General features: G+C 70.2%; 12 protein-coding genes. 2 read left to right on the plus strand and 10 right to left on the minus strand.

All coding sequences use genetic code 11. The features are described 5' to 3' along the window. Positions 1 to 26: 26 nt before the first annotated feature. A complete protein-coding gene (gene murJ / locus ACIOMQ_RS09495; RefSeq protein WP_362197244.1) occupies positions 27 to 1691 on the minus strand; it encodes a murein biosynthesis integral membrane protein MurJ in 1665 nt (554 codons plus the stop codon). Next, entirely contained in the window at positions 1688 to 2854 is a 1167-nt protein-coding gene (locus tag ACIOMQ_RS09500; RefSeq protein WP_362197247.1) for a peptidoglycan bridge formation glycyltransferase FemA/FemB family protein, read from the minus strand. The genes murJ and ACIOMQ_RS09500 overlap by 4 nt, the downstream gene beginning before the upstream one ends. A 225-nt stretch (positions 2855 to 3079) precedes the next feature. On the opposite strand from ACIOMQ_RS09500, the gene ACIOMQ_RS09505 reads away from it, so the two are divergent. Then, on the plus strand, positions 3080 to 4294 hold the full coding sequence (locus ACIOMQ_RS09505; protein WP_402188458.1) for an Ig-like domain-containing protein: 1215 nt from the start codon (positions 3080 to 3082) through the stop codon (positions 4292 to 4294). Positions 4295 to 4609: 315 nt separating this feature from the next. Here ACIOMQ_RS09505 and ACIOMQ_RS09510 read toward each other — a convergent pair whose 3' ends face one another. From ACIOMQ_RS09510 to ACIOMQ_RS09535, 6 genes are all read right to left on the minus strand, one after another. Then, positions 4610 to 6190, minus strand: coding sequence for an FG-GAP repeat domain-containing protein (locus ACIOMQ_RS09510; RefSeq protein ID WP_402188460.1), 1581 nt, complete (start codon positions 6188 to 6190; stop codon positions 4610 to 4612). 747 nt (positions 6191 to 6937) lie between these two features. After that, entirely contained in the window at positions 6938 to 7810 is an 873-nt protein-coding gene (locus tag ACIOMQ_RS09515) for an amino acid ABC transporter permease (RefSeq protein ID WP_362197257.1), read from the minus strand. After that, positions 7807 to 8451: an amino acid ABC transporter permease gene (locus tag ACIOMQ_RS09520; RefSeq protein WP_362197260.1), complete on the minus strand. Its 645-nt coding sequence runs from the start codon at positions 8449 to 8451 to the stop codon at positions 7807 to 7809. Before ACIOMQ_RS09520 ends, ACIOMQ_RS09515 begins: the two co-directional genes overlap by 4 nt. A 17-nt stretch (positions 8452 to 8468) precedes the next feature. Continuing rightward, on the minus strand, positions 8469 to 9380 hold the full coding sequence (locus ACIOMQ_RS09525; protein ID WP_401936685.1) for a glutamate ABC transporter substrate-binding protein: 912 nt from the start codon (positions 9378 to 9380) through the stop codon (positions 8469 to 8471). A 14-nt stretch (positions 9381 to 9394) separates the two neighbouring features. After that, positions 9395 to 10138, minus strand: coding sequence for an amino acid ABC transporter ATP-binding protein (locus ACIOMQ_RS09530; RefSeq protein ID WP_362198030.1), 744 nt, complete (start codon positions 10136 to 10138; stop codon positions 9395 to 9397). 123 nt (positions 10139 to 10261) lie between these two features. Then, on the minus strand, positions 10262 to 10702 hold the full coding sequence (locus tag ACIOMQ_RS09535; RefSeq protein ID WP_389802947.1) for a DUF6278 family protein: 441 nt from the start codon (positions 10700 to 10702) through the stop codon (positions 10262 to 10264). A gap of 928 nt (positions 10703 to 11630) precedes the next feature. Between ACIOMQ_RS09535 and ACIOMQ_RS09540 the strand changes: the two genes are divergently transcribed. Then, entirely contained in the window at positions 11631 to 12920 is a 1290-nt protein-coding gene (locus ACIOMQ_RS09540; RefSeq protein ID WP_402188464.1) for a Cmx/CmrA family chloramphenicol efflux MFS transporter, read from the plus strand. Positions 12921 to 13062: 142 nt separating this feature from the next. Here ACIOMQ_RS09540 and ACIOMQ_RS09545 read toward each other — a convergent pair whose 3' ends face one another. Together ACIOMQ_RS09545 and ACIOMQ_RS09550 are read right to left on the minus strand one after the other, a co-directional pair. Beyond that, positions 13063 to 13842, minus strand: a complete 780-nt coding sequence (locus ACIOMQ_RS09545; RefSeq protein ID WP_362197269.1) for an exodeoxyribonuclease III — start codon at positions 13840 to 13842, stop codon at positions 13063 to 13065. A gap of 48 nt (positions 13843 to 13890) precedes the next feature. Beyond that, entirely contained in the window at positions 13891 to 14547 is a 657-nt protein-coding gene (locus ACIOMQ_RS09550) for an MBL fold metallo-hydrolase (RefSeq protein WP_401269543.1), read from the minus strand. Positions 14548 to 14554: the final 7 nt, after the last annotated feature.

Genomic DNA, 14554 nt, shown 5'->3' on the forward strand with positions numbered 1-14554 from the left:
GTGACCGGGCCGGGCGCCCGGCGGGTTCACGCCCGCCGCAGCCGCCGCCGGCCCGCCGCGATCACGGCGCTGATCTCCCGCAGGCGGAGCGGCCGGGCCAGCAGCGCCACCGTGAGCAGGAGTACGACGGTCCCCGCCCCCACCGCGGCGAAGTCCCCGTACCCGGCGCCGGCGCGAGCGGCCAGGTACCCCAGCAGCCCGGCGGGCACGCTCGCCACCACCAGGCGGACCTGCGCCCACAGCCCGGACGACCGCAGCAGTGAGGGCCGGGCGGCGCCGCTGCCGCAGACCCTGCGGTGCAGCACGTACGCCGTGGCACCGAAGCCCACGAACAGCGCCACGGAGTACGCCCCGGCCATTCCGGTCACGGCCCAGCGGACCGGCAGCAGCAGATACGCGGCGACGCAGAGCCCGGCGTTGAGCGCGGCGATCACCAGGTTGAGGAGGAACGGGGTGCGGGTGTCGCTCATCGCGTAGAACGCGCGGGAGAGCACGTACTGTCCGGAGTAGGCGATCAGCCCCGGCGCGAACGCCATCATCATCCCGGCCATCACCGTGATGTCCGCCCCGCCCGTACGCCCGTATCCGTACACCGCCCCGATCACCCACGGTGCCAGCGCGAACAGCACGGCCACCGCGGGCACCACGGCCGCGGCCGTGGTGCGCAGGGCGTACGAGACATCACGCCGCACGCCCGTCAGATCGCCGTCCGCGGCCGCCCGGCTCATCCGGGGCATCAGCGCGGTGACGAGCGAGACGGTCACGATGCCGTGCGGCACCACCCACAGCTGGTAGACGTAGCTGTACGCGGTGTAGCCCACGCCGCCCGCCACATGCTGTTCGACGGCGTGCTGACCGGTGGCGGTGGAGAGCCGGGTGACCACCCAGTAGGCGATCTGATTGGTCAGCACGAGCAGGACGAGCCAGCCGGCCGCGCGCAGCGGCCGGGTGAGGCCGCTGCCCCGCCAGTCGAACCGGGGGCGCCAACGGAACCTCGCCGCGCGCAGCGCGGGCACCAGGGCAACGGTCTGCACGGCGATCCCGGCGGTGGTCCCCCAGCCGAGCCACTGGGCCTGCGCCGCGGTCAACGTACCGTCGGAGCCCGCCGCGACGGCCAGGTAGATCCCGAACACCGCGATGATCACCACGTTGTTGAGGACCGGGGTCCACATCATCGCGCCGAACCGGTCGCGGGCGTTGAGTACTTGGCCGAGCAACGTGAACAGTCCGTAGAAGAGGATCTGCGGCAGGCAGTAGCGGGCCAGGGCGATGGTGAGTTCGGCCTGTTCGCCGTGGTAGTCGGGAGCGTAGACCGAGACGATCCACGGTGCGCCGACGACGGTGACCGCGGTGAGGACGAGGAGTCCGATCGTGCAGAGGGTGAGCAGCCGGTCGGTGTACGCGGCTCCGCCGTCGGCGTGGTTCTTGGCCGCCCGCACGAGCTCCGGGACGAAGACGGCGTTGAGCGCGCCGCCGATGAGCAGCGTGTAGAGGATGTTGGGCACGGTGTTGGCGACCGTGTACCCGTCCGCCTGGAGCCCGGTGCCGAGCGCGGCGACGACGACGGCCGAGCGCACGAAGCCGGTCGCCCGGGAGACGATGGAGCCCGACGCCATGACCGCGCCGCTGCGCAGTACCGAGCCGGACGCGCGCTTCGGGGTCTTCGCGGGGGTCGCCTCGGTGGCCGTCATCGGCGGGCCAGGTATGCCTGGAACGCCCGGTACAGGGTGTTGTTGGCGGCTCCGCCCACCGATGTCTCCCACTCTCCGAGGGTCTCGACGACCTGACCGCCGGTGCCGAGCTTCCAACGCAGCAGCCCGAAGGGCCGGTCGTCGGGGTCAAGGGTGGAGGGTACCCCGCGCATGTCGTGCACATCGGCACCGAGCCCGTGGGCGTCGAGCATCATCTTCCACTGCAGCGCGTTGCTGGGCCGGACCTCTCTGCGGTGGTCGGCGGAGGCGCCGGTCTGGTACCAGACCCGCCGACCGGTGCTGATCATCGTGTGGGCGGCCAGGATCTCGCCCTGGTGGACGGCGAGGTAGAGCTTCATCCGTCCGGGGTGTTCGGCGTTGAGTACGGCGTACTGCTGCTGGTAGTACGCGAGGGAGCGGCCGAGCCGGAAGCCGTCGCGCTCCTCGGTGATCCGCAGCAGGCGGTGGAATTCCGGGAGTTCGGCCGCGCCGCCGACGACGATCCGCACCCCGGCCTTCTGGGCCTTGCGGACGTTGCGGCGCCACTCCTGGTTGAGCCCCGCCCACAGCTCGTCGGGGGTCCGGCCGGCGAGCGGCACCCGGAAGACATGGCGCGGCTGCGCGTCGGCGTCCTCTCCCCCGTCGCCGCCGCAGCGGCGCCAGCCGCGGGCCCGGAGCCGTTCGGCGACGGCCGTGCCGAGCGGGTCCACCTCGGTGGCGAGTACGTCGCCGACCTTGCGGCCCGGTCCGGTGGCCGCCTTGAGCCGGGCGGTGTCCCAGCGGCGGTACGCCGGTGAGGGACCGATCCGTACGGCGAAGGCACCGGCCCTGCGCAGATGTGCCATGAGCGGCCGCAGCCACCGGTCGACATCGGGGTCGGCCCAGTCGGCCACCGGGCCTTCCGGCAAGTAGGCGAAGTATTTGCGGGTTCCCGGGAATTGCCGGTAGAGCACCAGCGCGGCTCCGGTCAATTCGCCGAAGGCGTCGTGCCAGCCGACCATTTCGGAGGCCCATTGGTCCTTCACCGAGGCCCAGGACGGATACTGCAGAAAGCTCGCGTCCGTGCGGGTGGACACGAAGGCCCGGTGCTCGACGGCGGTCAGGCCGCGTATCCGCAGCTCGTGGTCTTGGCCGCGGTCTCCGGTCGCGAGCAGCGCTGACATGTTCGTGGCCCTCCCTGGTCGGCCCCGCTGTCGGCTCCGCGGGGCTGCACAGGATGCTCACAGCGGTCCGTGACGGAGCCGAGCGGCGGATGTGACCGGACGATGACCGTTGTGCTGCGGTCCATGTCACACAGAGGATTTCCCGGTTTTCGGTCGATTTGCGGAACCTATCGTCGGGTGAATGCCTCTCCACCCGTGAGAAGCAAGGTCTTGGAGGTTGTTCCGTTGTTCTCTGCACGCCGGCGCATACGTCGTACCGCCCCGCTCGTCCGCCCGGTCCGGCTCACCCTGATCGCCGGTACCGCGGCGCTCGGCGCCACGCTCACCGCCTGCTCCGGCGCGTCGGCGTCGGACTCGGGCAAGGGGGCGGCGGGGGGCGCACCGGCGCACGAAACCAAGATCTCGGTGAACCTCCAGGGCTCCGGGGCCGCTCCCGGGCAGCCGGTGAAGGTGACCCTCGGCGCCGGAAAGCTGAAGGCGGTCACGGTGAGCCCGGCCGAGGGGGACGCGCTCACCGGCCGGATATCCGCCGACGGCAGGACCTGGACGTCGGACCGGCCGGCCGCGCCCGGCACCACGTACCGCGTCGAGGCGAAGGACACCGAGGGCGGCAGTGACAAGGCCGGGTTCACCACCGCCGGGGCCGACAAGGTCAACAAGCTGACGCTGGCCCCCGGCAAGAACACCACCGTCGGCGTCGCCCAGCCCCTGTCGATCGTCTTCGACAACCCGGTGAAGGACCGGGCGGCGGTCGAGAAGGCCCTGAAGGTCTCCACCTCGAACAACGCCGAGGGCTCCTGGGGCTGGCTGCAGGACTACTCCGGCAAGGACCGCGTCGACTGGCGGCCCAAGGAGTACTGGAAGTCCGGTACGAAGGTCACGCTCGACGCCGATCTCAACGGCATCGACTCGGGCCCGTCCGGCGGCTGGTTCGTCCGCGACTACCGGACCACCTTCACGATCGGAGCGAACCAGGTGGTCAAGGTCGACCTCGACCGCCACCGGCTGGCACTGAAGCGGGACGGGAAGACCGTCATGGACGTGCCCATGTCGGCCGGCACCCCGGGCGGCGAGAAGGCGTCCTGGCGCGGTACGGCCGTGCTGATGGCCAAGGAGGGCACGATCAACATGCGCTCCGAGACGGTCGGCCTGGGCGATGCCTACGACAAGATGGTCGACTCGTCGATGCGGCTGACCTGGTCGGGGATGTACGCCCACGCGGCGCCGTGGAACGCCGCCTACTTCGGGGTGGCCAACCACAGCTCGGGCTGTGTCGGAATGAGTGACGCCAACGCCGCTTCGCTGTACCAGCAGGTACGGGTCGGCGACCCGTTCGAGATCACCGGCGCCGACGCCAAGGGCACGGTCGCGGAGGGCAACGGATACGGGGCGTGGAATGTGGCGTGGTCCGACTGGCAGGCGAAGAGCGCGCTGAAGTGAGCCGCACGGCCGCGCCGCGCCGGGGACACCGATTCGCTTCGCCCCGAAACGCGTGAGGAGCGACCGCTGCCGCGCCCGTGCCCCGCTCCGCACGCCACCGTCTCCCGCGGAGCGGGCGTCGCCCTGTTCGCCGGGGCCACCCTCGCTGGAGCCCCGGGCGGCCGACGCCGCAGCCGGGGCGGTGTCCGCATCCGCCGACTCCTCCTCGCCGCAGGACGTGACATGCGGATCAAGGCTGCGGTCGCCCCGGGGAACCCGGTCCTGTGGCCGGCGAGGCCGTCGGACACGGGTCCCCCGCGACGTCGTTCGTCTCGATCAGCGGACGGTGGCGCCGAAGGCGACACCGCCGGCGGGAAGGCCGCCCTCGCCCGGTCTGAAGGTCTGACTGGGGGTACCGCCGTTGGCGGTGTTCCAGGAGAAGCCGTACACCGCGCGTCCCGCCTCCGGGCCGTAGGGCATGCCCACGTACAACAGGGCCGGGTTGCCGCCCAGACTCATGCCGGCGAACTGCCGTGGAGCGGGCTGCGAAGGAATTCCGGCGCCCGGCTCGATCCAGCTGTCGGCGGCTCCGGGAGCTCCGAGCATCGAGAACAGTGCCACGCCGCCCTGGTCCGCCTGCCCCGCCGCCGGCTCCTCGCCCGGAACTCCCACGGCCAACCTCATCGTGGCCGGGGTACTGACCACGTTCGTGGTTGTGTTGACAGCGGCGAGCCGCTGCCCGAAGAAGTCACGGGGCTCCGCCTCTCCCTCGACGTCGGGCACGTCCTGGTCGATCCACTGGGTCTCCGCGACCGTTCCGTCGGCCTTGATCTGGTACACCTGCACCGCCCCGGCGTCCACGATGCTCCCCAGGTCCTCGCCCGGGACGCCCACTGCGAGCATCGAGTCGGTGGTCGTCGCCGCCCCGCTCGGGCGGTACGGTGCCATCGCCAGCGAAGTCCCGTACTGGTCGCCTTCCTGAGCCGCGAGATCGGGCCCCGGCGTACGGCCTTGGCCCATGCCGAACAGCGGGTCCGGAATGCCGTCCGTGTTGATCGAGGGCCGGAATGCGACGACGGCACCTGCGAAGGGGACAGCCCCGATGCTCTCCCCCGGAGCGCCGACCACGAAGTGCCTGTCCGTCGCCGCGATCGAGGCGCCGAAGCGGTCGTGAGGCTCCGCGTCCTCCCAGACCCCGGTGGTGTCCTGGCTGACGGACGCCGCCTTGTAGTCCGTTCCGTACACGTAGTGGATGATGCCCATGTCCACTCCGCCGGCACCGTCCTCGCCGGGCACCCCTATGACCAGGAAGGGGTAACCGGATGCCGACTTGCCTGCTGCGACCGCGTAACCGAGCCAGTCGCCGGTCTCGGGCCCACCGCCCAACGGCTGATCGGCACCTTGGACGAAGCCCCTGCTGGGCTTTTCTTGGCCGACGGTCCCCGTGGAGCCGTAGATGATCTGCACGTAACCGGCGTCCTTGACAGTTCCGACGTCCTCGTAGGGGATCCCGACGGCGAGGTCGCTGCACCCATCGAGATCTGCGTCGTACACGGCCATCGAGAAGCCGAACTGGTCCCCCGGTTCCGCGCTGTCGGCCACGTTGGGAGTGTCCTGGGAGACCTCCACCACGCCTTTGCCGCCGCCCAGTACGATTCTGACGAGGCCGGCCCTCTCCTTGCCGGAGACCGTGGCCTGCGGGTCGGCGACAGCGACATCGCGCACCCCGTCGCCATTGAAGTCCGGGGCCACAGTGCCGGCACAGGGTGCCGCAGCGGCCGCCCGTGACCCGAAGGGCGGGGCCTGCCCGGCCGAGAACATCACCGCGGCCAGAAGAACGGCCGGCGCCCCACGCACCGCGGCGCGCCGCATCCGGCGGCGGCGCGGCACACTCTTCCCATCAGCAACGTACGACATGCATCCCTGTCCCTATTCCGTTCGAGCGACGGACCCGCACATGGACGGCCCGTTGGCGACCGGCAGGTCGTAAGACCCCACATCCGCACCAGAGGCAAGAGGGACGATCGATACGGAATTCACGCAGCGGACATTCGGCGCCAACACCCCTTGATCAGGTGTCTCGGCAACTCTTCCCCACCCCGGTCACCCGAGATCCCCACCCATGACAGCCCGAGAAGCAGAAGTCGATCTTGTCCTGGGATGTCGGCACCGACAAGGGAGCATGTCGGACATCAACGCATGCCGGTCGTCACAGATTCATCACAATGAGGCACAGGATTCCACCCCTTTCCTCACAGGCCGAAATCCGGAGCACGGCCGGACTCGACCGCACCGGCCGGCCGGCCGGCCGCAAAGGGAGCGGCCCTTCGTCGCGCATCTCCACGACGAAGGGCCGCCGGCCCGGGCAAGCTGGTCAGTAACGCCCCCTATACCTTCCACGGGCAGACGCCGGGCCGGCCGCTGCGCCGCGGGCCCGGAGCTCTCCTCCGCCACCTGCGGCGTCCCGGCCGGTCACCGGCTCGCCCTGACGGTCGACACGGTCGACCCGCTGTGCGCGGAGCACGACCCGACCGGCTCGCAGCTGACCTTCTCCTCGCTCTCGGCGGGCCCGGCATACGGGCCCGTTCCCTCGCGCGAGAAGTGATCACCGGCTGCTGCCGGACGGGCACTGCTCCTCGGAGACCGCTTCGCAGCGGGTCCCGGCTACTGCACACCCGGCAGCAGCGTTCCTGGTTCGGCCGGTGCGACTTCCACGGCCTTCGTCTTCGGATTGCGCCGCTCCCGCTTGGCCACCCACGTCGCGAACCAGGAGAGCAGCATGCACATCCCGATGTAGATCGGTGAGATCACCATCACCACGGGGATGAAGGGAAGATCGTAGTCGAGATTGGAGGCGATGAGCTTGCCCGCGTGGAGGAATTCCTCGTAGGTGATCAGGTAGCCGAGCGAGGTGTCCTTCAGCGCCACCACCAGCTGGCTGATGATCGTGGGCAGCATGGCGCGCACCGCCTGCGGGGCCAGCACGAAGGTGGTGACCTGGGTCTTGCGCATCCCGAGGGCGTACGCGGCCTCGCGCTGGCCGCGGTCCACCGAGTTGATCCCGGTGCGGAACACCTCGGCGAGCACGGAGCCGTTGTACAGCGTCAGGCCGGTGACCAGTGCGGGCAGGGGCTGCACCTTCAGGGCCACGAAGATGAAGAAGATCATCACCAGTACGGGCATGGCCCGGAAGAACTCGACCAGAAGCGTCGACAGCCGGCGCACGGCCCGGTGTTCGGAGAGTCGGCCGACGGCGAGCACCGCTCCGAGCACGAGGGAGAGCACCGCGGCGTACCCGAACGCCTTGAGGGTGTTGCCCAGTCCGCGCAGCAGCAGCTCCTGGATGCCCTTGTACGCGAAGGGCGTCCATTTGGCGGCGGTGAACTGTCCGGTGTCGACGAGCAGATAGACGATCCAGCCGACCAGGGCGAGGATCAGGGCCGTCGAGACGATCCCGTACAGACGGTGGCGTCTGCGGGCGACCGGGCCCGGGATGTCGTAGAGCGCGGTGGCGGGCGGCACGGTGCGGGTGGTCATCGGGCGACTCCCCAGCGCTTCTCCATCGCATTGAAGAGCGCACTGATGGACAGGGTGATGATCAGGTAGCCGACGGCGATCCAGACGAAGGTCCAGATGATGCTGTAGCCCAGCTCGTTGAGGGTCTTGTAGGTGCCGAGCAGCTCGGTGACGCTGAAGGCCCCGGCGATCGCCGAGTTCTTGGCGAGGGCGATCAGCGTCGAGCCGATCGGCGGGATCACCGAACGGAACGCCTGCGGCAGCACGATGGCGTGCAGCGTCTGGCCGAACGTCAGGCCGAGGCTGCGAGCCGCCTCGCCCTGCCCCCTCGGCACGGTGTTGATGCCGGAGCGCAGCACCTCGCAGATGAAGGCGGAGGTGTAGCAGCCGAGCGCGAGGACCGCGAAGACCTTGAAGGGAAGCACCAGTCCGAAGCGCGGGAGCCCGAGCAGGACGGCGAAGAAGAGCAGCGTCAGAGGCGTGTTGCGCAGCACCGTCACCCAGACCGCGCCGAGCACCCGGAGCGAGCCGACGGGAGCCACCCGGCAGGAGGCCATGAAGAAGCCGAGGAGCAGGGCCAGGATCGAGGAGTAGACGGTCAGTTCGACCGTGCCGAGGAAGCCCTTGCCGTAGAGCGAGAAGTTCTCTGTGAGTACGTCCATGGTCGATGCCCGCCCTCTCAGGTCGCCGGGTAGCGGTCGATGGGCGGCGGGGTCGGCGCGGGCGCTCCGGAGAGTCCGAGTGTGGCCTCGAACGCCTTCCTCCAGTTGCCGTTCCTCTCGTTGGCCTCCAGGGCGTCGTTGAGGGCGAACCGCAGCGCGTTGTCGCTGCGCGGGACGCCGATGCCGTACGGCTCCTCGGAGAACGGCTTGCCCACCACCTTCAGCTCCTTGGGCGCCTTGGCGGCGAAGCCCAGCAGGATCGCGTTGTCGGTGGTGACGGCGTCGACCTGGTAGGTCAGCAGGTTGTCGACGCAGATCGAGTACGTGTCGTAGGCGACCAGGATCGCCTTCGGGTAGTCGGCGGCGATGCGCTGGTACGGGGTCGATCCCGCTGCCGAGCAGACCGTCCTGCCGTCCAGGTCCTGCGGGCCGTGGATGTCGTGTTCGTCGGTGCGGACGAGCAGCGACTGCCCGGCCATGAAGTAGGGTCCCGCGAAGCCGACGAGCTTCTTGCGCATGGCGTTGATGGTGTAGGTGCCGACGTAGTAGTCGATCTGGCCGTTCTGCAGTGCCGTCTCGCGGTTGGCGGAGGCGATGGTCCTGAAGCGGATCGTCTTCGGGTCGAACCCGATCGAGGCCGCCATCATTCTGGCGATCTCGATGTCGAAGCCGGAGTAGACGCCGGTGGCCGGGTCCTTCTCGCCGAGGTAGGGCTGGTCCTCCTTGGCCCCGACCCGGAGGTATCCGCGCTTCTTCGCCTTGCTCCAGGTCGGCGATCCGGGCAGCCGGAACCCGGTGTCGACCTTGTACACCGGCAGCTGCCCGGCCTTCGGCCCCTTCACCGGCGGGCTGCCCTCCTTGCCGCATCCGGCGGCGAGCACGGCCAGCAGGAGACCGGCACAGGCGGCCAGTACTTTTCGCGTACGCAACACGGCGCCCCCCGTCAGTGCTTGAGGATCTTGGACAGGAAGTCCTTGGCACGGTCGCTCTCCGGAGCGGTGAAGAACGCCTCGGGAGTGCGGTCCTCGACGACGCGGCCGTCGGCCATGAAGACCACGCGGTTGGCGGCGGAGCGGGCGAAGCCCATCTCGTGCGTGACGACGACCATGGTCATCCCGTCCCGGGCGAGCTGCTGCATGACCTCCAGCACCTCGTTGATCATCTCCGGGTCGAGTGCCGAGGTGGGCTCGTCGAAGAGCAGCGCCTTGGGGTCCATGGCGAGGGCGCGGGCGATGGCCACCCGCTGCTGCTGGCCGCCGGAGAGCTGTGCGGGGAGCTTGGCGGCCTGCGCGGCGAGTCCGACCCGCTCCAGCAGCTCCCGGGAGCGCCGGTCGGCCTCGTCCTTCTTCCGTTTGCGGACCTTGAGCTGGGCGAGCGAGACATTGTCCAGCACGGTCTTGTGCGCGAACAGGTTGAACGACTGGAAGACCATGCCCACTTCGGCCCGCAGCTGGGCCAGCCCCTTCCCCTCCTCGGGGAGGGGTCTGCCGTCGATCGCGATGTGGCCCGACTCGATCGTCTCGAGCCGGTTGATGGTCCGGCAGAGCGTCGACTTGCCGGAGCCCGAGGGGCCGATGACCACCACCACCTCCCCGCGGCCCACGGTGAGATTGATGTCCCGCAGTACGTGCAACTGCCCGTAGAACTTGTTGACGTCCCGCAGTTCGATCAACGGATCGACGGCCATACCCTGCCCCACCCACTTGTCGCTATGTCGAGGTCAGCGCAAACTATCCAGCGCGAAAAGGGGCTTCGCCTTCGACACGCATAAAGGGGGCATAAGGCGTCTTATCTGGTTTTGATGAAAGCTCTACCCCTCGGCCGACTCCGAGTACACCTGCGAAAGCTCGGGGCTGCCCGTCATAGCCCAGCCCAGTCCGGCCTCGACCACATCGATCTCCCGCCCCGAAGCGAGCCGCACCACGGGCTGCCCGCTCGGCCAGATGCTCCACGCCGCGCCGGAGACATTGCGCACCAGTACCGTGCCGAGGTAGAGCCCCGCGTCATTGCCCAGCCAGGGCAGTTCCTCCGGATCGTCGCGCCAGCGCGGCGGCAACTGGTCCAGAGCCGCCAACGAGGCCGGGCTGTCGTCGAGTTCGAGCCCCCGCTGAGCCGCCCGGACGCGCAACAGCTCGCACTCGGCGAGCAGTTCGGCCACCCCTTCGGGATCGACCGCCACGGCGGCGGCGAGCCCCGTTCCGCGCGTACCGCCGTGACGCTTGCGCCAGTTGTCCAAGAACGGGATGTTCATGATCGGATTCCCTGCGGCACAACACTGCTGGATACGGCCACCCCACGGTCGGCCTCGCACCGGAACACCGACCCGTCGGCCCCGACCGGCGTCCATTCACTCACGTTCACCATGACCATCTCCCACTCGACTCCCACCGGACTCCCGTCACGTCGGCGCCACGAAATGCGAACATCAGCTCACCATGACACAAAACCGGCCCCGGTTCGCCACACCTCGGGGTGTGAGCCGCGACCGGACCGGCACGGTGGCCGCCGATGAAATCCCGCCTCCCGTCGGCCACCCGACCGAGTGGGCGCCCGTTCGCCCCCGTGCGGTCGGGATCACTCGGCGCCCACCGACCACACCGTTACCGCGCGACGGCGCCGGGTCCCCCATCGCCCCGCCGTGCGGTCACCGTTTTCTTCGTCACTCCCGGGCGCGGACGGAGCAGGCCCGCCCCTCGGAGCCGGAGGCCGGCGGAGGGTGGTCGTCAGTACGGCGGCGGCCGCCCCGTCGGCGGTCACCCCGAAGCCGCTCCGGTTGCCTCAGCCGCTCCGGTGGAAAGGGGTGGAGGCGAGGGGATCCGGGCTGGTAGCTTCATGACCATGTCCAGCCCCGAGTCCGACAGAGGCTAGCCACCGGTCCGCCGGTGGCCGAACCGCTGTCGAGTCGACCCCGCACGGCCGAGTTCCGGTGATGGGGCCGTTCCGCCCGGCTGCCGCCGCAGGACCACCCCGGTGTGGGCTGCGCTTTCCCCGTCGGCGCCCGTGACGCGCCTGTGCGTGCACGCGTGCGCGGATTCTCCGGCACCTGCGCCTGCCGCGCGTTGCCGAGTCCCGTCCATGAACACTGCGGACGTTCTTCCGCGTTGCCGCCCGTCATGACGGGCGGGCGCGGCCCACTCCCCCTGCCTGGTCCATCCATCAGCCGTCCATGGGGTTCCTTCATGCCTTTTGCCGTGTACGCGCTCGGGCTCGCCGTCTTCGCCCAGGGCACATCCGAATTCATGCTGTCCGGTCTGGTCTCGGACATCGCCGCCGACCTCCACGTATCCATTCCGGCCGCCGGGCTGCTGACCTCGGCCTTCGCGATCGGAATGGTCGTCGGAGCGCCGTTGATGGCGCTCTTCAGCCGCAACTGGCCGCGCCGCCGCGCCCTGCTGTTCTTCCTGTGTGTCTTCAGCGCCGTCCATGTCGTCGGCGCGCTCACCCCCGGCTACGGGGTGCTCCTCGCGACGCGCGTCGTCGGGGCGCTGGCCAATGCCGGGTTCTGGGCCGTGGCCCTGGTGACCGCGGTCTCCATGGTCGGGCCGGAGGCCCGGGCACGCGCCACGTCCGTGGTGGTCGGGGGCGTCACCATCGCCTGTGTGGCCGGGGTGCCCGCCGGTGCGGCGCTGGGCGGGCAATGGGGGTGGCGGTCGGCCTTCTGGGCCGTGGCGCTCGTCTCCGTACCGGCCGTCGTCGTGATCGCCAGGACGATTCCGGGGACGCGGCCGGAGGCCGTCCCCGCGCGCGCCCGCGTCGAGCTGCGGGCCCTGGCCCGCCCGCGGCTGCTGCTGACGCTGCTGACGAGCGCCCTCGTGCAAGGGGCGACGTTCTGTGCGTTCTCCTACTTCGAACCGCTCGCCACCCGGGTCACCGGACTCGGTGCCGGCTGGGTGCCCGTGCTGCTCGCGCTGTTCGGCCTGGGCTCGTTCGTCGGGGTCACGGTCGCCGGCCGGGTCGTCGACGCGCGGCCCCTCGCCCTCACCGCGGCCGGGCTGGTCGCGCTCGCCGTCGGCTGGGCCGGGTTGGCTTTGACCGCGGGAAGCCCGCTCGCGACGGTCGCGCTCGTCTTCGTCCAGGGAATGCTCGCGTTCGGTACGGGGACGGCGCTGATCTCGTGGGTGTTCCGGCTGGCGGCCGACGCACCGACTCTGTCCGGCTCCTTCGCCACGTCCGCGTTCAATGTGGGCGGCGCGCTCGGCCCCTGGTTCGGCGGGCTCGCGATCGGTGCGGGACTCGGTTTCCGCTCGCCGGTGTGGGTGAGCGCGCTGCTGATGGTCCTGGCGCTGGGCACCGCCTGGGCGTCGCTGGGAACGCTCCGCGCGGCCGACCGGAGCGGCGACCGGTCTCCCGCGGTCCGACAGGGGGTGGATGAGGCCCCGCCCGGCGCTGAACGGGCGGGGCTGTCCTGGTCACAGCAAGCAGCCAGCAAGCGGGATAAGGACATCAACCACCGTATCGGCGACCACTGACAACGACGGGCTCGGCGGCCGGGATGCGCGGCGCCCGGCCGCCCCCGGCGCACCGGGTTCTGCCCGCAGCACGCCAAGCCGTGGCTGCGGCTGCGGCTGCGGCTGCGGCTGCGGCTGCGGCTGCGGCTGCGGCTCAGTGTCGTCAGATGTCGAGGTCCACGACCACCGGGGCGTGGTCGGACGCGCCCTTGCCCTTGCGTTCCTCCCGGTCCACGTAGCTGTCCTTGACCGCCGCGACGAAGGGGGCGTTGCCGTAGACGAGGTCGATCCGCATGCCCTTGTTCTTCGGGAAGCGCAGCTCCCGGTAGTCCCAGAAGGTGTACGGGCGGTCGTACTTGAGCGGGCGGGGCATGACGTCGGACAGCCCTTCCCGGCGCAGTGCGGCGAGGGCGGCACGCTCGGCGGGAGTGACGTGGGTGGCGCCCACGAACAGCGCCGGATCCCAGACGTCCTCATCGGTCGGGGCCACGTTGAAGTCGCCGAGGACCGCGAACGGCTGCGGGCCCGCGGCGTCCGTGGCGACGGCCTTCTGCAGGGCCTCGAACCAGCGCAGCTTGTACGCGTAGTGCGCGTGCTCGATCTCGCGGCCGTTGGGTACGTAGACCGACCAGACCCGGACCGGGCCGCAGGTCGCGGAGATCGCCCGGGGCTCCTGCACCCCGTCGTACCCGGGGCCTTCGGGCAGTCCCTGGACTACGTCGGACAGGCCGGCCCGGGAGACCAGCGCGACCCCGTTCCACCGGCCCGTGGCGTTGACCGCGGACTCGTAGCCGAGCTCGCGGAGCGCGTCCGCCGGGAACTGCTCGGCGGTGCACTTGGTCTCCTGGATGCACAGCACATCCGTGCCGGTGCTCTCCAGCCAGGCCAGCAGCCTCGGGAGCCGGGCGGTGATCGAATTGACGTTCCAGGTTGCGATGCGCATGTACGTAAACCTAGCGGCTCCCACTGACAGTCGCCGGACCGGCGGAGGTCACAGGCCGGTCGAGTCCCCCGGGGTCAGCCGGCCGTGGTCGGTGCCGCCGAGGCTGCCGATCTGGTTGTCGTAGATCGGGCGGGCGAGGTCGGTGAGCAGGGCGTCGTGGATGTCGATGGCGCGGCGCGGCTTGACCTCGCGTACGTAGTCGATGACCTCGGAGATCTTGTTCCAGGGGGCCATCACCGGGAGCATCAGGGTGTCGACCGGCCGCTCGGGGACGGTGAGCGCGTCGCCCGGATGGAAGACCGAACCGTCCACCAGGAAGCCGATGTTGGTGATCCGGGGAATGTCCGGGTGGATCACCGCGTGCAGCTCGCCGTGGACCGTTACGTCGAAGCCCGCGGCGGAGAAGGTGTCGCCGTGGCCGACGGTGTGGACGCGGCCGGGGAAAGCCGCGGACAGCCGGTCGGCGACGCTGCGCAGGGTCCAGATCTCGGCGGCCGGGTTGGCTTCCATCCCGGCGCGCAGCCGCCCCTCGTCGAAGTGGTCGGGGTGCTCGTGCGTCACCAGCAGCGCTTCGGCGCCGACGGTGGCGTCCTGCTCCGAGAAACCGCCCGGGTCGATGACGAGCGTCCGCCCGTCCTTCTCCAGACGGATGCAGGAGTGCGTCTTCTTGGTCAGTGTCAGGTGCACGGGGTTCGCGGCGTTCATGGGTCCC

The organism is Streptomyces sp. NPDC087845 (assembly GCF_044742755.1).
Lineage (GTDB): Bacteria > Actinomycetota > Actinomycetes > Streptomycetales > Streptomycetaceae > Streptomyces.